Origin of the sequence: Sulfitobacter faviae (assembly GCF_029870955.1) — a bacterium.
In the GTDB taxonomy this organism is placed as follows: domain Bacteria; phylum Pseudomonadota; class Alphaproteobacteria; order Rhodobacterales; family Rhodobacteraceae; genus Sulfitobacter; species Sulfitobacter faviae.
Genome location: NZ_PGFQ01000005.1, coordinates 127991 through 151834 on the forward strand (window position 1 = coordinate 127991; position 23844 = coordinate 151834).

At 57.0% G+C, this 23844-nt stretch carries 20 protein-coding genes and 1 pseudogene; 13 read left to right on the forward strand and 8 right to left on the reverse strand.

The genetic code is table 11. From position 1 onward, the window contains the following. Positions 1-160 precede the first annotated feature (160 nt). From CUR85_RS19415 to CUR85_RS19475, 13 genes are all read left to right on the forward strand, one after another. Positions 161-367 carry a hypothetical protein gene (locus CUR85_RS19415; protein ID WP_007120662.1) on the forward strand — a complete coding sequence of 69 codons (207 nt, stop codon included), beginning with the start codon at positions 161-163 and terminating at the stop codon, positions 365-367. Positions 368-929: 562 nt separating this feature from the next. After that, positions 930-1523: an HTH domain-containing protein gene (locus CUR85_RS19420; protein WP_343245500.1), complete on the forward strand. Its 594-nt coding sequence runs from the start codon at positions 930-932 to the stop codon at positions 1521-1523. Further along, positions 1510-3843 carry a relaxase/mobilization nuclease domain-containing protein gene (locus CUR85_RS19425; protein ID WP_280323185.1) on the forward strand — a complete coding sequence of 778 codons (2334 nt, stop codon included), beginning with the start codon at positions 1510-1512 and terminating at the stop codon, positions 3841-3843. The genes CUR85_RS19420 and CUR85_RS19425 overlap by 14 nt, the downstream gene beginning before the upstream one ends. 8 nt (positions 3844-3851) lie before the next feature. Then, positions 3852-5831 (forward strand): type IV secretory system conjugative DNA transfer family protein, encoded by a 1980-nt coding sequence (locus CUR85_RS19430; protein WP_280323186.1) that lies wholly within the window; start codon positions 3852-3854, stop codon positions 5829-5831. A 206-nt stretch (positions 5832-6037) separates the two neighbouring features. Continuing rightward, positions 6038-7195: a cysteine desulfurase family protein gene (locus CUR85_RS19435; protein ID WP_280323187.1), complete on the forward strand. Its 1158-nt coding sequence runs from the start codon at positions 6038-6040 to the stop codon at positions 7193-7195. Between the two features lie 9 nt (positions 7196-7204). Next, complete coding sequence (locus CUR85_RS19440; protein ID WP_271423243.1) at positions 7205-8143, forward strand: DUF4007 family protein; 939 nt, start codon at positions 7205-7207, stop codon at positions 8141-8143. Then, positions 8133-9146 carry a hypothetical protein gene (locus CUR85_RS19445; protein WP_280323188.1) on the forward strand — a complete coding sequence of 338 codons (1014 nt, stop codon included), beginning with the start codon at positions 8133-8135 and terminating at the stop codon, positions 9144-9146. Before CUR85_RS19440 ends, CUR85_RS19445 begins: the two co-directional genes overlap by 11 nt. A 107-nt stretch (positions 9147-9253) precedes the next feature. Next, positions 9254-11434: a hypothetical protein gene (locus tag CUR85_RS19450; RefSeq protein ID WP_280323189.1), complete on the forward strand. Its 2181-nt coding sequence runs from the start codon at positions 9254-9256 to the stop codon at positions 11432-11434. Continuing rightward, entirely contained in the window at positions 11431-12267 is an 837-nt protein-coding gene (locus CUR85_RS19455; protein ID WP_271423245.1) for a phosphoadenosine phosphosulfate reductase family protein, read from the forward strand. Before CUR85_RS19450 ends, CUR85_RS19455 begins: the two co-directional genes overlap by 4 nt. A 67-nt stretch (positions 12268-12334) precedes the next feature. Then, the gene (locus tag CUR85_RS19460; protein WP_280323190.1) at positions 12335-13255 is read left to right on the forward strand and encodes an ATP-binding protein; all 921 of its coding nucleotides are present in this window, start codon (positions 12335-12337) and stop codon (positions 13253-13255) included. A 190-nt stretch (positions 13256-13445) separates the two neighbouring features. Beyond that, positions 13446-14681, forward strand: a complete 1236-nt coding sequence (locus CUR85_RS19465; protein ID WP_280323191.1) for a sensor histidine kinase — start codon at positions 13446-13448, stop codon at positions 14679-14681. After that, positions 14681-14872, forward strand: a complete 192-nt coding sequence (locus CUR85_RS19470; RefSeq protein ID WP_280323192.1) for a hypothetical protein — start codon at positions 14681-14683, stop codon at positions 14870-14872. The genes CUR85_RS19465 and CUR85_RS19470 overlap by 1 nt, the downstream gene beginning before the upstream one ends. Positions 14873-14942: 70 nt before the next feature. Then, positions 14943-16571, forward strand: a complete 1629-nt coding sequence (locus CUR85_RS19475) for a hypothetical protein (RefSeq protein ID WP_280323193.1) — start codon at positions 14943-14945, stop codon at positions 16569-16571. Positions 16572-16588: 17 nt separating this feature from the next. Here the strand turns inward: CUR85_RS19475 and CUR85_RS19480 are convergent, their stop codons facing one another. The 8 genes and pseudogenes from CUR85_RS19480 to CUR85_RS19515 all read right to left on the reverse strand — a co-directional run bounded on the left by CUR85_RS19480 (position 16589) and on the right by CUR85_RS19515 (position 23842). Continuing rightward, positions 16589-17530 carry a phospholipase D family protein gene (locus CUR85_RS19480; protein ID WP_280323194.1) on the reverse strand — a complete coding sequence of 314 codons (942 nt, stop codon included), beginning with the start codon at positions 17528-17530 and terminating at the stop codon, positions 16589-16591. Continuing rightward, positions 17530-17928: a hypothetical protein gene (locus CUR85_RS19485; RefSeq protein ID WP_280323195.1), complete on the reverse strand. Its 399-nt coding sequence runs from the start codon at positions 17926-17928 to the stop codon at positions 17530-17532. The genes CUR85_RS19480 and CUR85_RS19485 overlap by 1 nt, the downstream gene beginning before the upstream one ends. After that, entirely contained in the window at positions 17925-19361 is a 1437-nt protein-coding gene (locus CUR85_RS19490) for an ATP-binding protein (RefSeq protein ID WP_280323196.1), read from the reverse strand. Before CUR85_RS19490 ends, CUR85_RS19485 begins: the two co-directional genes overlap by 4 nt. Then, positions 19345-20997: a DEAD/DEAH box helicase gene (locus CUR85_RS19495; protein ID WP_280323197.1), complete on the reverse strand. Its 1653-nt coding sequence runs from the start codon at positions 20995-20997 to the stop codon at positions 19345-19347. Before CUR85_RS19495 ends, CUR85_RS19490 begins: the two co-directional genes overlap by 17 nt. Positions 20998-21184: 187 nt before the next feature. Continuing rightward, positions 21185-22263 (reverse strand): annotated as a pseudogene (locus tag CUR85_RS19500) (TrbL/VirB6 family protein). 6 nt (positions 22264-22269) lie between these two features. Further along, entirely contained in the window at positions 22270-22674 is a 405-nt protein-coding gene (locus CUR85_RS19505) for a hypothetical protein (RefSeq protein WP_082386782.1), read from the reverse strand. After that, entirely contained in the window at positions 22671-22859 is a 189-nt protein-coding gene (locus CUR85_RS19510) for a hypothetical protein (protein ID WP_054540613.1), read from the reverse strand. Before CUR85_RS19510 ends, CUR85_RS19505 begins: the two co-directional genes overlap by 4 nt. Further along, positions 22856-23842, reverse strand: coding sequence for an ATPase, T2SS/T4P/T4SS family (locus tag CUR85_RS19515; protein ID WP_280323199.1), 987 nt, complete (start codon positions 23840-23842; stop codon positions 22856-22858). The genes CUR85_RS19510 and CUR85_RS19515 overlap by 4 nt, the downstream gene beginning before the upstream one ends. Positions 23843-23844 lie beyond the last annotated feature (2 nt).

The window sequence follows — 23844 nt, forward strand, 5'->3', positions numbered from 1 at the left end:
TGGATCGCACGGGGTCTGCCCGTTCGTGCCCTCAGCTCACGCTTCGGCAAGCACAAATACGGCTTCCACGGCGGAGCCGCGAACCCTCCGCATTTGCACTTGCGACCGGGCCTCTTGCCCCCGTGCTGGCAGATCCCCATCGCAACAAGGAGTAACCCAAATGACCAACCACTACGTCGCCACCGTCCCCGTCAAGTTCACCGACACCGATGGCCAGGAGCGCACCCGCTTCCAACGCGTGGGCGCCATGTTCCGCAACACCCGCAACGGGGATGGCTCGGAGTTCTTCAGCCTCAAGCTCGACTTCCCGGTCGCGGTCTCGGAGCTGGTGATGTTCCCGCCGAGCGCGAAGGATCCCCAGGACTGAATCCTCTCACGAGGATGGGCCGCCCCGAGACGATCTCGAGGCGGCCTGATCCCTGTTCCAGGGATGCCGGGGCCCGCGGTAAGATCGCCCGAGGCGACCTCACGAAGCCGCCGGTCGCTGCGTATTGAACGGACGCACTTCTCCCGGAATGATCAGGCCGCGATAGACCGGCCAGTCAGCCTCAAGGGGGCCATCCACAAAAACCTATCGGCCAGGGCCTCCCGGTTTTTGCGGCAGAGATTTGGAAAGCCAAATCTGGCCCTCTTTGACCCTGCCTGTCCGCCCTGTCGGTGGGGTTTGCGCCCGCCCGCGGTTCCGTCCGAACACATGCGTGTTCGGCCAGAGCCTCGGGCGGGGCTGGTGGACGGGACCCCTAGGATAGGTGGGTCGCCCGGTGGTGAGGGCGGCAGAGCCGCGTCCCTGCGGGCCGCGGCGTGAAGCGGACACCAAGGCTGCCTGAGCCTGAATGTGACGTAAGTATATATTTGACATCTAGGTATATTATCGTAGGGTGGGGTCAGCCTTGGTGGAAGGTGGCAGGAAATAGGGGGTCTTTCTTCGCATGTCTCGTTCAAAACGTCTCACAGATGCGGACCGCATGGAGATCGTTCGCGAGGCTGGAGAAGGTGTGTCGACGTCTGAGCTTGCTGAACGGTTTGGCGTGTCGTCGCGAGCGATCCAGTACACGCTCAAAGCCGATGCCGAGCGCCAGACGGATGCCGCGATCCCGGTCTCCGCGGTCAGTGTGAAGGTCACCGCTGCTGAGCTTGCGGCGCTCGACGAGGTGTTGGCGAAGGCCGGGATCGAGAGCCGGGCCGAGGGGCTGCGGCGGCTCATTCAAGCGGCCGGCGGGGTGTTCGTTCCGGACGCGCAGATGGCGGCCGAGATGGCGCGCTACCGCGCCTCGCTTCACGAGGTCGGCAATGGCGTCGCGCAGATCGCCAAGCAGATGACACGGGCCAACCTGCAGGGGCAGGGGGCTGATGGTGGCACGCGTGCCGAGTTCTCCGAAATGCGCCTTGCGCAGATGCGGGGCTTGGCTCGGTTCATCCTGGATTCCGCTGACGAGATCGATCTGCTCCTGCGCCGCCGTCGCGACGCGATGCAGCTCGAAGCCACGGCCGCCTTGAGGGAGTTTGCCCATGCGGCTGAATGATGCCGTCCATACCGTCACGGGCGAGGTCTTCCGGGGCGGCTGGAGCCGGATCCGGGGCTCGATGCAGGGGCTGCACGTGGCGAAGCAAACCCAGCTTGTGCGCGCGGCAGCGGGGCATCGGCCAGCGGTCTTCAAAGCGATCCGGGGCGGGGGGACGCACAACAAGTCGCAACTGATGAACCAGCTCGAGTACCTCACCACCAAGTCCACCCATATCGTGGACAGTAGCGGGTTTCTGGATGGCAAGGCGAGGCTTGAGGCGAAGGACATCAAGGACCTCACCGAGCGCTTTGCCAAGCGGTGGGACGCGGGCTTCAAGCCCAAGCTCGGGCAGACCACCCACATGCTCATGTCTTTCCCCATCGGCACGCGCGGTGAGGATGTGCGCGATATCGCGACGGATGTGGCCGAGCGGTTCTTCCAGAGTGACGCGGGGCATTTCGACTACATCATCGCGGTGCATGAGGACCGCGATCACCCCCATGCGCATCTGGTGCTGAACCGCCGCTCGCAGGAGGGCGAGTTCTTCTATCTGGGGCGCAACCACCGCTTCAACTATGACGATTTCCGCCTCGCCATGGTCGAGGAGGCGGAAAAGTATGGCGTGCGCCTGGAGGCCACGCGCCGGGTGGATCGCGGGGTTGTGCATTACCCAGCCAGGACCAGCGAGGTCTACGCGGCCAAGGACGAGGGTCGCGCGCCCCGCGAGCGCGAACGTGTGGGGCAGGACCTGGCGCGGACGCTGGCGGAGATCGCCAATACCAGAACCGTCTACCATTCGCTTGCCGCGGAAGCCTCCCGCGAGGCCCGCGAGGATATTGCCGCAGCCCTCTTCCGCGCGGGGGAGGTGCTGGCGCGGGGCGGGCAGGTGGATCGAACAGGAGATGTCTATATGGCCGAGGATCAAAGTTTCGAGGATCTGAGAAGCCTCTATGCGGAAAAGCTCGCGCGGGTGCAGGGCATGATCGCCGAAAAGTCCGACGCGGAACGTCCCGTGCTGGAAAAACGCCTCATCGAGATCCAGACGCAGGTCCAGCACATGCAGCCTCTCGGATTGCGTTCGAGCACGTTGTCAGAGGCACCATCGGAGGGCGGGGTCTATTCCGAAGTAAACATCCAAGAGAGCCAGTTGGAGCGCCTCACAGAGCCGCGACTGCGGTCGCGGATCGACGCGGCCCTGCGGGGCACGGGGATCAGCACATCGGAAGTGGTGGCCCGGATCGAGACGGGCGCCTCAAATGAAGCGCTCGAGCATCAATGGATCGCCAATGATCTCTCCAAAGTGGCTGAGGCGCGAGATCTGAACCTCGAGCGCCGCGCCGATCTGGAACAGGCCCGCGACATTCTCAATGACGTGCATGTGGAACTTGGCACGCTGTTGGAGCGCGAGAACGTGCTGCGCCGGGATGGCGTCATGGAAGCGGAACCGGTCAGCGAGCGGTTCCATTATCATCGGGACGCGGTCCGGGCGATGGAAGGGGCAATCCGTCAGGAGATGCGCGCAGACGGCCTGACTGCGCAGCAGATCGAGGACCGGGACAGGGAGGTGGTCTCACGGGCAGAGCGCCGGATCGAGGCGGAGCAGCGCGCGTATCTCGAGGCACACCCGGACTTGCTCGCACGCCCTGGCGATGTGATCGACCGGTCTGAACCCTACAGGGAGACCATCACCGATGCGGCCCGCGCCAGCGAGATCACCCGCGAGGTCGACCGCATCATGGAGGGACGCGACCTCCGCACGCCCGTTGCAGACGCTGTCACGGATGACTTGCGCGCGCGCTATCCGGACATGCCGTCCCACCTTGCCCGTGGCCTCGGCGCGACCTATGCGGCGGTCGTCGAGATAAGCGACACGGAGGTCATCAATCAGGTTCGCCGCGACAACGAGTTGCGCGAGGGGCTTGGGGTTGGCACGCGTGACGAACGTCTAGCCACCCGCGATGAAACGGCGCCGCAGTCTGGCCGTACCGACCGCCTCGCAGACGAGATTGCGCGTGTCCTGGACCATGAGCGGGCAGGGGAGTTGTCCGCGCCCTTCGAGAGCGAGGCGGAGCGGGACGCCTTCCGTGGCGAGATCGCGCGGGTGCTGGATGACCGTCAACTTGAGCGGCTCACATCCGGCGCTGCCGATGCGCTTGAACAGGTTCTCGAGGACCGTCTCGACCGGCTCTATGTCGCCAAGGTCTACCTGCAATCTGATGCAGCGACGGCCAACACGGAGGCCTTGCGCCAGGTGGTCGATGATCTCGCCGACACCGAATACGAAAAACACCGCACCACAGACGTGGATGGCGAGACCGAGCGGGTACAGGTCCATTGAGCGCGCCCATGGGAAAGGCGCGGATCGCGACCGGTGTCTTGTTGGTAACGCTGGTGACCGCCGCCATGGGCTATACCATCGCATCGGCGGTGCTGACCTACCAGGATCTTGGGTTTGGGGCCGAGATCGACTTTGCTTATATCGCGCAGAACTACATGGCGATCCTCGATCGCCGCCCGGAGGCCGCGCAACTTATTCACCTGATCATCGGCAGCTTCGCCGCCGCCGGCCTGATGCTGAGCCTCGCCCTCTCGGGGTCCGCCCTGACACGGTTTGGCCAGACCCATTGGCAGAGTGCGCGCGAGATGAAGGCCAATGGCTTCTTCGGGGCACCCGGGACCGGGTTCATCCTGGGCAAGCTGGGGACGCCCGGCTCCCGCGCCAATTACATTTGCTCGAAAGTCTTCCCGCACGCGCTGATCGTGGCCCCCACCGGGCGCGGCAAGACCACGGGCTTCGTCATTCCAAACTTGCTGACCTGGCAAGGCTCCGCCGTGACGCTCGATGTGAAGGGCGAATGCTTCGAGGCGACGGCCCGGCACCGCGCAGCCCAAGGCGACAAGGTCTATCGCTTTGCCCCCACCGATTGGGAGGGCAGGCGCACGCATCGCTACAACCCGCTCCTGCGCATCTATCAACTGAAAGATCCCGCGCGCCAGCAGATGGAACTGCAGCTCCTGGCGACGCTGTTCCTGCAAAGCGACAATGACCGGGTGCAAGGCCTCCTCAAGGGCGGGATCGATCTCTTCGTGGCGGCAGGGCTCTTGGCCTTCCAGCGCAAGCGTCCGACCTTGGGCGAGATCTACCGCATCGCCGCCTCGGGCGGAAACAAGCAGAAGGAGTATTTCGCGCGGGGCCATGAGGTGGACAACAGGGCCGCCAAACTGATCTTCACGCGGCTGGCCTCGACCAACAACGATACGCTGACCTCTTATGTTTCGCTCCTGATGACCTCGGGGCTCGATCAATGGCAGAACCCGGCCATCGACGAGGCGACGGCGGTGTCGGATTTTGATTTCCGGACGATCCGCAAGAAACCCTTTTCGGTCTACCTCGTGGTCCAGCCGCTGATGGTCAAACCCCTCGCACCCCTGATCCGGCTGTTCTTTTCCGATCTCCTCTCCGCCATGCAGGAGAAAGACCCCGGGCCGGATGAGCCGTGGCCCGTAATGATCATGCTCGACGAGTTCAATCGCCTCGGCAAGATGCCCATCGTGGTCGAAAGCATCGAGACCCTGCGGACCTATCGTGGACATCTGGCCGTGGTCACGCAAACCATCCCCGCCCTCGATGAAATCTATGGCGAAAACGCCCGCCGCGCCCTGCAGGGCAACGCCGGCGTGAAGCTGTACCTGACGCCCTCGGATGAGAAGACAGTCGAGGAGCTGAGCAAGGCGGTCGGCAAGACCACGAAGACCGTGGTCACGCGCTCCCAATCCATCGGCAAGAACCCCTTTGAGGGCCGTAGCCAATCCACACGGACCGAAGAAAGCTCTTTGTTGCCCGAAGATGAAGCGCGCCGCCTGCCGCTCGATGAAATCGTCATGGTCATCGACGCGCAAATGCCGGTCCGAGCGAAGCGGATTCAGTATTTTGACGACCGGCTGTTCAAGGCGATCCACGCGGCGCAGACGGGTGAATTGCCGTTTCCGGAACCGGGGGGAGGGGGGCCGCGGGGGAACCTGCCGCTGAGTGTGCGCGCCATGCCGATGACGCCGCCAGCGAGTGGAGCAGGTGGGTCTGACGCCGTTGTGGAGACCGCACGCCAAGATGCTGGCAGCGAAACGTCAGGGCAAATCGACGTCGCCCCAAAGAAGACCGCGCCCGTCGTCCAAGCCGTTATCGCCGAGGAACAACGACAGATGGAGTTGGATTTTGCGGTGCTGGTGCCTTCTGATGATCTGGCAAAGGAGGTGGGTGACGAGCAGGTGAGGACCGCTGTGGATGGCCTGGGCGCGCTAGAGTCGGCTATGAAAGATGGGCCTTAAGACGTCTAGTGATTTTTTGGAGGGTTGTTTTCTTGAAAAATGGGAATGAGGAATGAAATTTTGGTGCAATGAGAACAGTATGGCAACATTTGCAGTCGCCCGAAATCGTGGTAAGCGGGAAAAGCCATCAGAAAACGGGGTTACTGTGGCTCATTGTCTTTTTTGTTTGAGCGCTAACCGGCGGATGACGGAGTAAAGCTTACACCATGTATTACCTTGATGGCCTCGCCAGCTGGCCAATGCGTCCGGAAGCCAAAGACGTTCTCATTGAGGCGCTGGCTCAACCCGGAAACGCGAACTCCAATCACGTTGCAGGCTGGCAGGCTAACCGCCTCTACGAAAAAGGAAGGAGGGCCGTTGCGACCCTTATCGGTGCTGCGCCAAACGAGATCTTCATTACCTCGGGCGCTACTGAGGCAAACGCGCTCGCGATCATAGGGACTTCGCGCGCCGTTGCAGAACAGTTTCCGCACAGAAACAAAATCATTCTGTCCGCGCTGGAACACGACGCGGTTCGACGTCCTGCGGAAGCACTGCGCGAGTTGGGCTTCGAGGTCCTGATGTGTCCTGTCGGCATAAATGGTTCGATTTGCCTGGAAAGTCTCGAGGCTCTTTTGGGCGAGACCACACTGCTCGTCAGCACAATGCTCGCAAGCAATTTAACGGGTGTAATCCAACCAATTGAAAAGATAAGTGAAATGGCGCATGCCGTCGGCGCGCTCATGCATGTCGATGCTGCTCAGGCCGCGGGTAAGCATCCGATCGACGTATTCGATCTCGGTGCCGATTACCTCAGCCTGTCGGCTCATAAATTTGGGGGACCACAGGGTGTCGGTGCGCTTTTTGTGGCCGCCAACGTCCCAAAGCCATCCGAGCTGACATCCGCAAGACCGTTGGAAGAGCATCTGAGCGGAACGCAACCTGCCGCGTTAGTTGCGGCGATGGGCCGTGCAGCCGAGATATCGGCTCAGAATATGGCGCGAGAGTCTGTCCACAGTAGGGGTCTGATATCCCTGTTCGAGGAGCAACTCTCTGGCGACGGCTTGCGTGTGGAACGACTTTTCCCATCAAGTCCGGCGGTTCCCGGAGCTGCCGCATTCATAGTCGACACGCCGGCGAGCTCAGATCTGATCGACAGTCTGAACACTAAAGTATGTCTTTCGAACGCGTCTGCCTGCCATTCCGGTTCATTGCAGCCTTCGCCGGTTCTTTCCGCGCTGCATCTCACTCATGACGAGCAGAAACGCTTCCTGCGTATAGGTGTCGGGTGGTGGCTTTCTGAAGACGATATTGGCTCGGCGACGGCGATCATGGTCGGCGCTATGGAGAAAGTCCTCCTTGCTACTGGTGAGCTTCACCAGTAGCATAGGCCTATGGCCGATGTATTTGACAATTGGTCCGGCAAACCGCAATTCGCCGGGCACGAAACATTCCCGCTGCGCATCCTTTGGTTGCGCAAAGCATATGACGCGGTTCGCGGCGGCGCCCCGCTGACGGTATTCAAGGACGACGAAGCCATCTCCCGGTTCGGCGTTGGCCGAAACATGGCTGTTTCAATGCGATTTTGGGCGCAAGCGGCGGAAGTTATCCAACTCGACGGCAAGGAATTAAAGCCTGACAATTTGGGTGACCTGCTCTTTGGCGAGAACGGATTTGACCCTTTTCTGGAGCATCCGACCTCTCTGTGGCTCATCCATTGGAAGCTTGCATCGGTGCCGGAGCACACCACAACTTTCTACTATTGTTTCAACGGGTTATTTGGCCACGAGTTTCGATCGACAGATTTGGTGGATGCCATCGAGAAGTTGATCGAGCAAAAGGGATGGCGTGGTGCTCACAAGACTATCCAGAACGACGTCACGGTCTTTCTGCGGAGCTACTGCAGCCGACCGAGCGGGGCGATGGATGACGCCGCGGAACCCTTGCTGGCTGAATTGGCATTGGTCCAGGAGACCGGCTCGAGCGGATGGTACGAATTCTCGATTGGCCCAAAGCCGAACCTTCACGACGCCCTGTTCGCCTACGCATTGGATGCCTACTGGACTCGCGCGCACGACAACCGCGCGACGCTCGCCGCGGAAATGATCTGCCACGACGCGGGCAGTCCCGGCCGGGTGTTTAAGATGGACGAAGATAGCGTCATCGAACGGCTGATGCGGATCGACGAAAGCACTGGTGGTGCTTTCGTCTGGACCGATACGGCAGGCCTGCGACAGGTCCAACGGAATCGGCGTCCTGACTTGGATGCTCTGCTGCAAAGCGCGTTTGGCGAGATTGCGCGCCGCGGAAAGGGCGTATGGCATGGCGCGTGAAACGCTCTCAGACAAAGTCAGACTGAACGGCCGGTTCGTACGAAGCGCGCGGATCGACATGGATCTGACCGGCACGCCGCCCCTTCAAGGTTATGTGCTCCAAGCCAGTACCGAAAAATCGCTCCTCGCGATGGCCGCATCGCTATCGGAGGGAGCACAAAGTGCTTTTACCTGGACCGGACCCTACGGCGGCGGCAAGTCGAGTACCGCACTGCTTTTGGGTAACCTCGTTGCCGGTTCCAAAGAGGGAAAGTCTCTCGCTCGGAAGATCGCCGGTCCGAAGCTGTCAAAGGCAATTGAGAAAGCCTTTGATCCCGGCTTGGGTGGTTGGAGCGTTATTCCGGTTACCGGAAGCCGTGTTAATCTGAGACAAGCCATCGCCGAGAAGATGGCAGAGCGATACGGGTGGACCCGCACAAAAAAGGACCGCGCGACAAAAAGCGATGGCCAACTCGTCCAAGACATATCTGATCACGCAAGTCAGGGACCAATTGTTCTGGTTCTGGATGAATTGGGAAAGTTCCTCGAAGCCGCGGCCGATAAAGACCACGATGCGCACCTCCTGCAGGATCTGGCTGAGATAAGCGCCAGAAGCGAAGGCCGTTTCGTTGTGATCGGAATCTTGCATCAGGCTTTTGAGGCATATGCGGACAAGCTCGCTTCGAGTGCCCGTCTCGAATGGGCGAAGATCCAGGGGCGGTTTCAGGATCTCTCCTTCCTTTCCGCAAGTGATGAAACGGTCAGGCTGCTCGGGCGGGCGATCGATACGGATGATATCCCTGGCACAGCAGAAGCGCAGGCCAAAAGCTTGGCCAAAATCGTCGGTTCAAATCGACCAACGGACGAAGAGGAGCTGACCGAGGCGCTTTCGCAGACCTGGCCTTTGAACCCGATTTGCGCGTTGTTGCTCGGCGGCATCACGCGCCGAAGTTTCGGTCAGAACGAGCGTAGCATCTTCGGATTCTTGGCGTCCGAAGAACCTGGGGGTTTCGCGAGTTCCTGAAGTCGGAATCGGCAAGCTCAGGGGAAACCTTCGGCCCCGATCGTCTTTGGGACTATCTTCAAACGAACTTTGGTCTGGCTCTTGCGGCTGGGCCGTTGGGGTCGCAAATGACGCTCGCGGCGGAGGCAATCGAGAAAGCGAACGTGCTCGGAGCGGACCTGCACGTGAAGCTGGCGAAATCTGCCGCGCTTATTGAAATCTTCAAGAACGGGACAGGATTGGCTGTCGACCAGGACGCCCTCTTGATCGCCGTTCCGGGGAACAACGTCTCTGATATCACGGGTGCACTCGATGATTTATGCGACTGGGGAGTTTTGCTTCGCCAGAAACGAGTGGGTGGGTATGCACTGTTCTCTGGCAGCGATTTTGACCTCGATGCGGCTTTAGAGAGATTTGGGGGTCGGACCACCTCGTCAGATCTTTCCCAAGTCGCCGCAAAGGCTGGCTTCGACCACATTGTCGCTAAAAGACATTACTTTGATTGCGGCGTGCTGCGGACCTTTGCGTTGCACGTAGAGTGCTTGGGGGAGCAATTCGATCCAAATGAGTTCAAGCGCACCGTAGGTCGCAAGGCGTTGGCCGCGAGTGGTGTCATGGTGATGGCTATCGCGCCCCAAGACGCCCGCTCACCAGACATCGAAGAGAAGATGGATGAGATTGTTCGGATCCTAAGGAAAACGGGAGTCGTGAGTGCATTCTCTTTGGTCGGCGATGGGAAGCGCTTGATTGAAGATGCAGGCGACCTGGCGGCGTTGTCTCAAGTTCAAAAGCAAGTACCGCAGATCGCCGGAGACAGGATCGCGCGGCGGGGAATCCGTGCGCGTGAGGCATTGCTGCGAAATCGCTCGAATGTCGAACTCCAACGCTTGATGCTGTCGAGCCAATGGCAAATCCTTCGGCCAAACGACTCCGAGATGGTGCTCTCTCTGTCCGCCGCGGCATCGCACCTGGCTGACAAAGCCTATCATTCGACGCCAATCATTCACAGCGAGCTGCTGCAAAAGGACAGACCATCCTCGAGTGCTGCGGCCGCTCTTCGAGCCCTTTGCCATGCCATGGTGAAAAGCCCGGATCGGAAGAACCTGGACTTCGAAGGGTTTCCAGCTGCATTCGGTCTCTACCTCACAACTCTGGCCCCAAGCGGCCTGCACCGAAAATCCAAGTCTGGCTACGGTTTTGCTGACCCAGATAAGACCATGACCGGTGCGTCCCTGAAGCCAGCATGGAAAATCTTGCGCTCGAAAAAGGAACAGTCGCTGGCGGAAGTCTATGAGGCTTGGCGGGGAGCGCCCTTTGGCATGAAGGTCGGCGTGATGCCGGTTTTAGCGCTGGCATTCTTGCTCGCAAATCGGCAGATTTATGCTGTCTACCAAGACGGTCGCTTTGTCGCGGATCTCGATGACATCTTTGTCGACAGAATGCTTCAGGATCCGTCGGCCGTCGTTCTGAGGCCCGCTGGACGCTCTGAACACCATCTGGCGTTCCTTTCCCGGATTGCGGAAGGGCTGGATCTGTCTGATGCATCTGCACTTACCGTTGCAAGTGCAGCCTTCCAGCGTATTGAGGCTTTGAGCGACTTTGCCAAACGCACCAGTCTCCTCTCAGCCGATACGCGCAAGATACGCGATGCAATCCGGCACGCAGACGATCCGGAAACACTGCTCTTCGAAACGCTTCCGGGTCTGAACATCAAAGGTGATCTAGTCGAAAAAACGGTCGCTGCGATTGAAGAGTGTGAGGCGGCCTATGATAGCCTTGCTAAAGATCTGCGACACGCGTTGGCGCAATCCATCGGAGTTCCGAGTGACACCTTTGCCGGAAGCCTCGAGCGCGCAGAGTCCATCAAGGGGTTGAGCTCAGATCTGAAGTTTGAGGCTTTTGCCGCGCGTGTTGGGGAGATTGAAGCCGGGACCGGCAGCCTTGAGGCGGTGGCCGGAACTCTGCAACCGAAGCCCATGCGCGACTGGTCCGACCGCAACCGCGAAGGAGCATTGTCTGAGGTAGCTAGGCTTGGGCGCCGCTTTAGGCAGGCCGAAGCAGTGGCGTTGATGCGCGACCGAAAATCAAACACCGAAGCGATCGCTCTCATTGTGGGCGTCGATCCGAAGCAGCCGCCAATCCTTCAGAGCTTCGAACTCAGCGAAAACGAAAAAGAGACTGCCAGTAAGCTTGCGGACCAGATCATTCGGAATCTTGGCCAAAGTGAACATGGGCACGAAATCGCGCTGGCGGCTCTCGCTCGGGCGGTTGCGGCGCTCACGGACAGTATGGACAAGATTGAAGCATGACCAACGAACGACACATTCTCGGGATATCGGGTGGCCGTGATAGCGCCGCCTTGGCCGTCTATATGCGCCAGAACCACCCCGACATCGACATGGAGTACTTCTTCACCGATACAGGGAAGGAACTACCTGAAGTCTATGACTTTTTAAATAGGCTCGAAGGGTTCCTTGGCAAGCGGATCAATCGGCTGAACCCAGATCGGGATTTCGATTTCTGGCTGGCAGAGTATGGGCATTTCCTACCGTCGGCCAAAACTCGTTGGTGCACACGACAGCTCAAATTGAGGCCATTGAACCTATGGCTGCGTGACGACTTGGAGAAAGGCGTAGTCGTCCATTCCTACGTCGCGATTCGGGCCGATGAGCCAAATCGGTCTGGATACAAATCGCAGCATCCAAACATGTTGGTTCGCTTTCCACTTCGGGATGCCGGCATTGACAAGGCAGGTGTCGTCGACTTGCTGAAAGACACCGACATCGGCGAGCCAGAATACTATCGCTGGCGCTCTAGATCCGGATGCACCTTCTGCTTCTTCCAACAGAAGATTGAATGGGTGCGGTTGATGGAAGAGCATCCCAAGGCATTTGAAGAGGCCCGGGCCTATGAAAAAACGGCTGAGGAACACGGTTCCCCCTTCACCTGGAGCGATGGTGAAAGCCTAGATGACCTCGCCAAACCTGAACGCGTTGCGGCGATCAAGGCGGACTACGAGAAACGCCGAGCCCGCGCCATGCGCGCCATACGGCCCAACCCTCTGTCAGCGCGCTCCGAGCCGTCGATCGACGAGATTTTTGGTGTCTCTGAAGGAAATTCTTGTGTTGTTTGTCACAAATAGTCTCCAGGCTCTTTAGCACATGGATCCACAGCACAGTGCTTTGGCAAAGGGGCGAGAAAGGCAATAGTTGTTTAGAGTAACGGCAAGAACAGTTCTGGAACTCGGCTCCGAGCTTATCAGTTCGGACGTGATCGCGTTTTACGAGCTTATCAAGAACGGGTTTGACGCGCGAACCGAGAATGGCGTTGAGGTACGATTTAATGTTGTGCTTGGTCTGCGAAGCTTCAGCTCGCTTCGCAATCGCTCGAAAGAGCAAGAAGTGCCGCTGGAAAATCTCAAGGAGCGTTGTCTGTCTGAGCTGAACTCATCTGCCACAACGATTCATGACCAAGCGCGGAAACTGATTGCTGCCGCAGACTCGTATGATCAGCTTTCTAAAGCGTTGAAAGAAGTCTATTCGCTAAACACGATCCGCGTCATTGATACAGGGACCGGGATGTCGGCGACTGATCTGGAAGAAAAATTCCTGGTCATTGGCACACCCTCACGAAAGATCGCAGTCGAGAAGTCCGTTGCTGAAGGGCAGAAGAAGCCCGATTTTCTTGGTGAGAAAGGCTTGGGTCGGCTGTCAGCAATGCGATTGGGTGGAACGCTCTCTATCGAAACCGCGCGAAAGAAAGACAGGAAAATCAATCATCTACAGATCGATTGGCGGGCATTTGAAGACGTCAATAAGATGATCGAAGACATATATATCAAGGCGAGTACGTCTGGAACAAAACCTTCGCCGGACTACTCTGGAACTGTCCTTACTATCTCAGAACTAACATCCGATTGGAACGAAGGACGGATCAAGCAGTTGGCCGCTGCAGATTTTGCTTTTCTGACCAATCCCCTTGCAGATAGTAGAAATCGACCACGAATTGCATTGGTATGGAATGGTGAGCGCATCCCAGTTCCTATGCTTGGAAAAAGCTTTCTCAAGCTCGCCCACGCCAGCATTTGGGGGCATATACGGTCGGAAAAAGCGGACCCCAACTTACCCTGAACTTGAAACTCAGAGAGTTGGGTTTTGAGCACCCAATTGTCGAAGAGGAGCTAAGGTTCGGGGAGAAGGATCTGTTTGCAATGATACGCGGCCGGGACGAGGCGATTCCAGAAGATGCGCTGACTGACTTGGGTCCATTCACCTTCGAGGCGCATTGGTACAATAGGCGCCGTGTGAAGGCTGGGGAGGAATGGATCGGGAGCAGATCCTGAAGCTACACCGTCAATGGACCGGGATCAGAATGTATCGGGATGACTTTCGGGTCTATCCGTATGGGCAGGAGAAGGATGACTGGCTCGGGCTCGATCGTGAAGCCCTTATGGCCAGGGGATACCTCCTCAATAAAATTCAGCTTGTCGGTCAAGTCGACATCAGTCGAAGCGCGAATCCTGGTCTCGTAGATCAGACTAATCGGGAAGGCCTGAGAGAGACCCAGGAACAGCAAGCGATGCTGAGGATTGTTCAGTTCTCTATTCAAGACCAATTGCGTAATGCAATGAGGCGTGCGGAGACCAAGTACAAAGCTAAACGTGCAAGACCAGTCGAAGCAAAGACGGAGATCGCAAGGCTCGAGACGAGAGCGCAGAAGGCAATCAGCAATTTGCGTTCAGTCACGACCAACCAAGAACGCGAAACAATAGAAGAACTACAACAAACGTTGCTTGAGTTAACGGAACTGGCGAAGATCTTGAGAGAAAGAAACGCCGAAGTCGAGGGCGATGCAAAGCTAATGCAAGATATGGCCGGCATAGGACTACTGGTTGAAATCGTCGCTCACGAACTCGCACGGACCTCAGAGCATGCTTTGGAGCGCATTCGGGAAATTCGAAGCACAGCAACGTCGGATGAAGTCGTAACGGGTTTGGATGGGTTGGCAGCTTCGATGAAGAGCATTCACAAGAGACTGCGTATTCTGGACCCATTGAGTGTAAGCGGACGACAAGCTCCTGAGACCTTTTCACTCACCCAACTCATCAGTGAAACCCTTGAGGATCACCAGACTCAGTTCGATAGGCACGGAATTCATCTCAAATATGAACCACCAAAAAACCGCTTCACGACGAAGACCGTCAAAGGCTACGTTGTACAGATATTTGAGAACTTACTTGCAAATTCTGTTTACTGGTTGAGTCTTGAAAAAGAGAAGTCCCCTCTGTTCAAACCTCAGATCAGTGTCCGCATTGTCGGCTCTCCGACCAGAATTATATTTTCTGACAATGGCCCGGGGATCGACCCAGAACATAAAGATCGCATCTTCGATATGTTCTTTTCTTTGAAAGAGAGCAAGAAACGACGCGGCTTAGGTCTATACATCGCTAGAGCCAACGCTATCGCAGCGGGTGGATCACTCGAGCTACAAGAGGAGCCAATCAATGATTTCGGGCGCCTGAATACATTTGAGTACTGCATTTCGGAACATACCTAATGGATATCCAACAGCACGGCGTTGTTACCGCGATTATTGTCGATGACGGTGTAGATCCGTCACCCCTAGTATCCGACCTTGGCAATGTGGATGATGAATGGTCGGTTTTCTGGGCTGATTTGACAGCCGAGGACAAAGAGCTGCTCGATGAGATCTACCCGAGCACAAGGATCTCGATGCGGAAGCGCTAATCAAAGACCAGACCTTCGTTACGCTAATGTTTGAACGACGGGGGGATTTTCTGGTAGCGCTCTCGGCAAGGTGTTTGAGGCATTCCTGGGAAATCAGCAACAAGTCCGGAAATTTATCGGCGCTGCGACCGCTAGGCTTAATGGCATTGGTCTAAAAGTGAGCGAAGTTGGTAGAGATTTTATTGGGGCCGCTAAAGACGCCGATCTCATTATTGTTGATTTGTTTCTTGGATCTGAACAAGCGGAGGGGGACAAAAACCGATCGATAAGTGGTTTGAAAGAAGTCTTGCGCGAGCGATCCGATAACCCGCCCATTGTGATCCTGACTTCTGCACACAACAGCCTTCATGACCTACGCCACGAGTTTCGCGACAAGACGGGGCTACTGGCGTCTGGCTTCCGGACCATCAAAAAGTCGGAAATCGAAGAAGATGGGCACCTCGAGCAGCTTGTCTTCGAACTGGCCGAGCATCGTGGAGATGCGCTGAAGCTGTGGTCGTTCCTGAAATCCTGGGAGACGGGCATCTCACAAGCGCTTCAACGCGCACAAAACGAAGTTCGTAAGCTCGATCTCGAAGACCTTTCTCACGTAAAGCAAATGCTATCCTCAGAAGGTGTGCCATTGGGCGGCTACATGGTCGATATTATGGATGCAGTGCTCGCACATGAGCTGGAGGCAGAGCAAGGCGTTATCGACGCGGCGATCGCACTCAACGCACTTGAGGCAACGTCCTTTCCGCCGAACTCAATCACGGGAAATAAGAACACATTGGAAGTTGTCCGTAAGACTCTGTTTGTCAACGAAAAACGAAGGCAACTTGATCCGAGCAGCGGCTTTCCAGTTTCTTTGGGCGACATTATTGCAATCTCACCGGAAGAAGACGGGCCCGATGTTCGGAGCGGCACAATTTTCGAGGGCGATGAGCGACGTGTTTTCCTCGTATTGACACCCTTGTGCGACCTCGTGCGCGATCCACCGAAGGCTAAGCGCGTTTTGCTACTCGCTGGTATCTTTTATGATCACGGGGCACTCAACTTCAAAGCTGTGGCCAATGGGGTCCATACACCCGTCTTGGATCTGAATGCAGAACTGCGGGGTATTGTTAAATGGGACCTGAAGCATGTTGAGACGATCGGGAATGACGCACTCTCCTCACTTCTATCGGCCGAAGGACCATGCTTTGTCCCGGCCAGGTTGAAGGAGCAAACAGCAATTTCTCTACAGCAAAAGTTGCTCAGTGACCTAGGTCGGGTCGGAGAATTGAAAACTATGCCATCGATGTTCCCGGTTCGGTGTGTGGTGTATTTCACAAACAGCCATCGCGAACTTGTCCCGTTGGCGACGAACCTCGATGGAGTCTTGGTGGGCGAAAGTTCTAATCGACTAGCCTTCGACGCCGCGCACAGGTTTAACTTCATGAAAGAGGTCCGGGCGGCAATCGCGGATGTCTACGAAACAAGCAGAGCGAAACTCGAGTCCACCTTGGCTCCGAGCGCGTTGGACGCTCTGTTCACAACTGGAGTCGATTACAAGTCGGATGTTAAGCCAAAGCCTTGCAAAGTCCCTGGTGATGGGGACAGCGTAGAGATTGGGAGAATCATCATAAATGTATTAGTCGAAGATGCCTTGCCCGATATCGGCCAACGTCAGGGGGCCGGTCTGTTGTTCGCGCTGGATGAGACACCAGCGAATGGTTAGTGTACCGGACTCCATCTCTACCCGGAAGAAATCGTGCGGCCCTTAATCAGGATTTCTTGGCCTACCTCTATTCGATATTGCTCCGGAAAGAAGTGCATCATCCATTGCTTGAGAATTCTCCAGGCGTCAGGCGGACTGATCATTGGTAACTCATCGATATACTCTTCTATCAACTTGGCCGCCTGAGTATCCGAAACCCCTGAACTGCTGGCAGAGACTACTTTCTGGACAACTTCCAGATTCTGGAGCCGAACTGCAACGTATTCCAGGAACTGTTCCTCCGAGTAGCCTTTGGGAGGGCCTAGTGCTCTCAAATCGCGTTGCGCGAATTCGAAGGCCGACCGGACCATTTTGGCCTCGTCAAGTTCGCCGGTATATACCTTGAATAGCCTTTCTGGCGCCGGGCAGAGGGGTACCCATCGAAAACTCGGATCATCGTCGTGCTCAACATCGATCGAGGTTATCTTTGGACGCTGGGCCGCTATGTCTGCGGCTTGTTGCGCGATCTGATCACGCAGTTTGGCTGTCACTGGGACGCAGCTGTTCATCAACGATGTCTCCCACGCTTGGAGCCCAAGCAGATTAGTATCTAGTTCAACAAGGAGTTCGAGGTTGGTCGGGAGGCGCCAACCAAGTGCCCGCCCGGTTAGATTTGCGGACCCGATGAGACAGGACTGGTCGGCCCTGAAGAACTTGGCATGCAGGTTTGGATGCTTCCAAAGTTGGGCGTTAGCGCGATCGGCGATGACCTCGAAGATCTCCAAATCACAGACACCATCCACGATGTCTTCAGGCCGCCAACGCGTCACGCAATCAATATGCGCTCCTCCAGAAACTGGGATGGCGTCGAAAACGCGCTGGATCGCATCAACCTTGATAAAGGGTGCAACGAGGATGACTCGCTCTTTCGCCGATGACACCAGTTTCAGCAGCTGGTTGCCGAGCATTTCATCCGTCATCAATCATCCTCGCCATCGTCGAGGAAGAACCGGGTCATCTTGCCCCACTCTTGACGCATATCCGAGAGACGTTGTTTATGCCTGACTTCTTCCATTTCGTAGCGAGCCCAAGCCGAAAACACGATGCGCAGTGTGTCTGAAGCGGTGTGTACCCGGTCGAGCAGCTCCTTCTCGGTGTCTTCTTCGGTGTCCGGGTTCAGCGCCTTTACCAAGTTTTCGTAGAAGGGGTGGTTAGAATTGAAGACCACGTTGGTGACACCGCCTTGGACGCTCTCTACGTTGAAGAACGCATAGCCTTCCATGGCTTTCTCTAGAAAAGCGACCTTGCGCTTTCTGGTAAGGATGGCGTCAGCAATGGCTTTGGCGACGTCGTCGGGATAGTGCTTGTCGTCCTTCAAATCGTCTTCATAGGCGTCCCGGTCTTCGGCTTCGAAATCCTCCGTGTCCCCGGCGTCTCATGTCCTTCGTCCGCACGTTGGCGGAACTTCGAAGTGACGGTGTCTTCCACGCCTGGCTCTTCATGACGCTTGCGACCACCCGTACTTCGCGTTCCTTTGGTCTGCTGCTCTGTTCTTTTCCTCAGTTGGGTAATCTGTTCCCGGATGTGCTCGACGATTGGGATTAGCAGCGCCCGCGGGTCACCTTCGCTACTCGCCCTTTCGATGAAAGAGGAGCGGCTTTCATTTTCCTCCGCGTCGGCCTTCCAATCATATTGGGCCAGCTGCGAAAAGATCGTCGCACTTTGCTTGTTGTTCGTTACGCCGAAGATTTCGTCGAGCGTGGCAGGGAATTCGACCTCAGCTCCCCACCATCGTTCGGTGGGATCATAGCTGTTGGTCCAAGATGTATCCAAATCGAGTTCACGACCTTCTCGAACGATCGAAAGGCCGAGGTTCTTCATTGCATGTTTGCCGTACGGCTTTGCGCCGCGATTCAGCCCGTCATCTGGCACGGTTTCCGGCGTGGCCCAACTGAACCTGACGAAAACTTTATGCTGCTTGCCTCCAAAATCGATTGTGAACTCTTCGTCGTTCTCGCCCCAACGCTGAAACATTGGAACCTTGTCAAAAGGTTCGGGAGTCGAGGAGTTTGGCATAAGGTAGAGGGGATCATTGACAACCGCCAACCTTCGGCCGGTGTTCCCATCCTCTTCCACCCGTACGAGATGAATGGCGACACGGCCATCGTTAATGAACTTGCGATACATCCGGCCGATGATCGCCTCGGTATTTCGCAGGGTCGCCTCAGCGCCTCGCCATGTAAGTCGATACTCTTCAAATCGCGACCAGACCACCAGTGTACCGGAGGTCCCCAAGATTTCGGACCGTTCGCGCCATTTGGTGGGAAGGGCTGAAGGAGTTGGCGGCGGCACCCGATCTTTCACACCGCTTTGAATGTCAGCGACATCCAGATAGGAATGAATGGCATTGTCCGGCCCGTTCGTCCAAGTCCAGACATCCAAACGGCGACATTGCGAAATTGACGAGTTTGGAAGTCCCATGCCGAACCGTCCAATGCCAGCTCGATCATCCAGGTGAGTGCCGTTTCCAAACTGCAGTGCGATAGCCAATGTTCGTGCGGACATGCCCTTGCCGTTGTCAATCGTGCCGATCTCCTGCAGGCGAAGGCGCTGCTGAGAATTTACCTGTTCGTACTTCTCGACACAGATGAGCTCAACTTCACTGGCGTCAGCCTGAATTGAGTTGTCGATCAGCTCTGCGAGAGCGTATGCGGTATTTCGATACCCACTATCGCGCATCGCTTTTACGGCGAGTTCCGGTGGAATAATGAACCCGGATTCTGTGGTCCCGTCGCTAACAATTTCGTTCATTCCAAACATCTTCCCAATTGCAGAAAGCGTCAGCTACATCTCCGAAGCCGTGCATTTCAGTATCCGTCACCGTGACAATCTCTGAGGTTTCATTTCCCCCAGCTCTTACACCTCGCGTAGCCCGGCCCACCATTTGGCTATAGAGAACCAAGGATTTGGTAGGGCGGGCAATGATGGCCGCGCTCGTTTGCGGTGCATCGAATCCAGTTGTCAGAACGCCATAGTTGAACATCACAATAGGTTCTGGCGCCTGGCTCTTGAAGCGTCGAATTGCCCGTTCGCGAGCCGCCGGAGCGGATTCTCCGGTGACGACAAGTGCTTCGGTGCCGCGTGCGACCATGATGGCTGCCAGCATCCTAGCGTTGGCAACCGATGGGGCAAAGACAATGACGCGGCGATGGGATGACACGAGATGCTCGCACTCTGAAATTATCCTCAGGTTTCTTTGTGTGCTTTGACCTAGTCGCTCCAGAACGTCCCCCGGCACATCAATCGCCTGTGACAGGCCCTTCATGTCCTCTTGTGACAAGTCGAGTCCGGCCTGCACATTCAGAGTCCGGAAGTGCGGACGGGCAAGATAGCCTTCTTCCATCAGATATGTGACTGGGTCGGGGTGGCCTTCGATTTCCAACATTACCTTTTCACGACCGAAGAATTCGGAGAGCTCTTCGTCTTTACTCAAATCATCCCAGGTTCGTCCGGGAGTGGCCGTAAGGCCAAGGAGACGCGTCGTCGCCCGTTTTGTTGCTAGGGCGTCAAGTACAGAGCGATATGTTGGAGCGATCGCTTGGTGTGCCTCGTCGATGATGACCAAAGATACTCGGTCAGCCAAAGTGAGCAATTCATTCACCGAGTTCTTTTCCAATGCTGACATTTTACCTAAGCCAGCGACAACTAGCCCGTCCTTGGCGTTGGCAAGATCGACACGCTTGTTTCCCCAAAGCCGCCAAAGCCCGACATCCCTGTTGCCAAGGAAGCGCCACGACTTCTGAAACTCATCTGCGGCTTGATCGAGAAGCTCTATGTTCTGGGCGAGCCATACGACCAGTGTCGGCTCACTGGCGCTCAGGTGGGATGCGACAAGGTGCATTGCGGTACGTGTTTTTCCTGCGCCTGTTGGCATGTGCAGGACACCACGGTGGGGGCCCTCGAAGAGCATCCGTTCAGTGCGCCTTGCCGCCACTCGCTGATGCTGAAAGAGCCCATAGCCGACGGGCGCGCGATCATTTCCTGGTAGCTGCGCCCCTGGGGCAGTCGGGTCATCGATGACCCCAAAAAAGGAAAGCAATGCTGGGAAGTTCTCTTCGTCCGACGCGAGCTTCAGTGCATCATCGAAAGGGTTTCGCCCGGCTGGAGTCCCGAGTTTTGTGCAAAGCTCGCGCGCCTTCTTCAGCGGCATCAGAGAAATCACGGAGTCCCGCAACGTATCGTTCTGCAGCGTCTCGGTAGGATCCAGCATGTTCACTGCCAACGCAGTCAATTTCTCTGAAGTGCTGAAACCCGGTTCTAAACCATCCAGAATGTCGAGCATTTCGTCAGGAAGAAGCGCCTTTACCCTCCCGGGCTTCGCCAGCATTAGAAGTTTGGAAAATGCAAGGCCCGGCGAATCCAAATCAATGTCTGTATCGGATGACATGGCCTGCTCGCTGCCCTCTCAATCGTTCTGGAACAATTGCTGGCAGGTTACGGTGGTTCTGAATAACGCGCCACCTTGAAAGCAGAATTTGCTTCCGTTTCGTCACAGAACTCTTGTTGCGAAGGATTAGCATGCTCTCGATCAAGACGGTTGGGTGCGTGAAACAAGTCGGTAGACTAGACAATCCTTACCGTCTGCCTAATCTCCCCAACCTAGAAAGCTGTGCCAGCATCCGAGCGCCAGTTCCGGTCCCGTCGCCGGCAGGAGATGCAGTTGGCCCACCCGCTGTGTTGGGCCGGCTTGGCAACACTTGCACACCGAAGAATTGTCGCGCTCGAAGGGCTGCGTATTCAGCCCCGGTTGCACCCCCGATGGCGTAACGGTTGTAAACCTGTTGGCTACCTGCCAGCCCTCTGGCGAACGCATAGCTCCCCCGAACCCGGCCGAAAGTGCCGGCATCATGATGTTCCCAGAAATCGCACGAACCAAGAAAGGCGTTGCTATGATGAAACCCTTTGCCATCAGCACCATCATGAAAAATGGGATAAGGGCCCCTATGTTTGAGGCCCCCTCTGGGTCGCCAAGCTCGGCAAGAAGCGCCCGAGAGACCCCCGTGATCGTCGCGAACACGCCGGCGACTACGATCGGATACATCGCGAAGGAGATCAGCGCCGAAAGCCAGCGCGCGAAATAGTCCTTGGTCACGTCGAAAAGGGTCAGGAAGATCATGACCGGCGCGATGCCGATCAGAAGGGCGATCATGAGCCGTGACGCTACAACAATGAACGCCGCCAAGCCACCGAGGATCGAGAGCAGCAGTACCCCAAGCGTGTCGAGCAAGGCGCCGGCCATCCAGTTCAACTCAGATCCCGCAGCATTCAGATAGTCCCCGAGGGCTGCGATCAGATCGTCGAATTCCTCTGCAAAGGTACCGGACGGACCTGGTGATCCGCCGCCAACAGAAGCAACAAGGGCCCCGGCAATGCTGTCGATCCCATTCAGTATCGCTGAGGCAAGCGCATTGAACTGGACCCAGTTGGCCGCGAAGACCCCTATAAGTCCGACCTTCACGGCCAGCCAAAAGGCAGTTCGGCCGTCCATGGCGCGATACTGGTAGATCATGTTGATGAAGACCAGAATGACAACTAGTGTTGTTCCCAGAACCAGCAACGTGCCGACCGTTGCGGCGACCGCGCCGAATTGCGTCTCGGCAGCGGTATTGAGATAGCCTTCAGCGGTTTCCACGAAATAGGTGACGACACTCATGGAGACCTACCAGTTTCCGGTGGCTTCGCAGATAGGCATGGCTTCGCGTCGAAGCTCATTTGCTTGGCGTCGGTATGCGGAAGTCGCTTCCACGATGTCCCAGTATTCAGATGCGGCGAAATGCTCGATGTATACGCGTTCGGCTGCTGCCCAAGATGGATACCGCGTGGGACAGTCGCAGTTTTGCGATTCTACGACGCGCTCCATGCTTTGAGCCCGATATATCTGTTGGATTAAAAGGCGCTTATAGGATTCGCGCACATTGATGTTCTGCATCCACTTCGGCTCAGGTGGCTGGTCTGGGCAAACATTTGGGTGGTTGTCGAGCGTCGGGATCAGGTTCCGCTCGGCTACGCCAGCAGTTGTGCCAAAGATCAAGAGCAGGCCAGCGACTGCGATAGCCCGTGTCATTCCGATGCCGCCTTCATTGTACCAGTCTCACGCTTCAAGAAAGTGGTGTAGCCGTAGTCGCCGGCTTCGGCGGTGATAACCTCCCACCCTTCCGCGCCGCGCTCATTCAAAGCACGTCGCACCTCGTCGTAGTCCTTTTGCTTCTTCACCGGAAAGGACAGGATATCGTATTCAAAGGTTTTCATTGGGAAGCTCCGATCTCATTGGTGCCGGGGAGGTAGAATTCGGTGATGCCGCGTTTGCCATCATGGCGACCGGCCTGGATGATCACATCGATGGAGTTCTCGATGTATTGGATCATGTCGGCATAGGTCATCGGGATCTCGGTCTTGAGTGCGGCGATGGCCAGACGCTGCACGGCGAGCTGCGGGGTTTCGGCATGGAGCGTGGTCATAGATCCGCCATGGCCGGTGTTGATCGCCTCGAGGAAGGTCATGGCCTCCTTGCCCCGCACCTCGCCGAGGATGATCCGGTCAGGTCGCATGCGCAACGTTGCGGTGAGCAGCACATCGGCGGTCTGGAACTCCGCATCGCGATTGGCGATGAGGGTCACGGCATTGGGCTGGGTCGGCAGAAGCTCGGCGGCTTCCTCGATGGTCACGATGCGTTCCTCGGATGGCACGTGCGAGAGGATCTTGCGCGCAGCCACGGTCTTGCCGGTGGAGGTGCCGCCAGAGACGATCATGTTGAGCTTGTTGTCGACGCAAAAGGCCAGCGCATCGTCGATCACGCCCGCGGCCACCACTTCGCGCAGTTCGTGGGTTTTCTCGAGGCGGAGTTCTTCGAGTTTGCGCTCCTTGCCAAAAAGGAAATCAAGCGCAATCCCGTCAAGCGGCAGGCTTGAGAAGAACCGAAGGCTGATCGACATGGCCGAGAGCACGGCAGGCGGGGTGATGACCTGTGCGCGGATCGGGCGCCCCTTATAGGTGATCGAGACCGAGACGATCGGGCGGTCCTTGCTCAACGTTGTGTTGGCGGAGGAGGCGATCTGGTTGCCGAGGTCCTTCACGTCCGTCGCGGTCAGTGCCTGGTCCAGCTTTCGCATGAAATGATCGCCCTGGAATTCGCCCCAGCAGGTGCCGTCAGGGTTGATGCAAATCTCGATGACATCGTCGCGGGCGGCGGCGTCGATCCGGTCGAGCGAGGTTTCAAGATAGCTCAGCGACATGG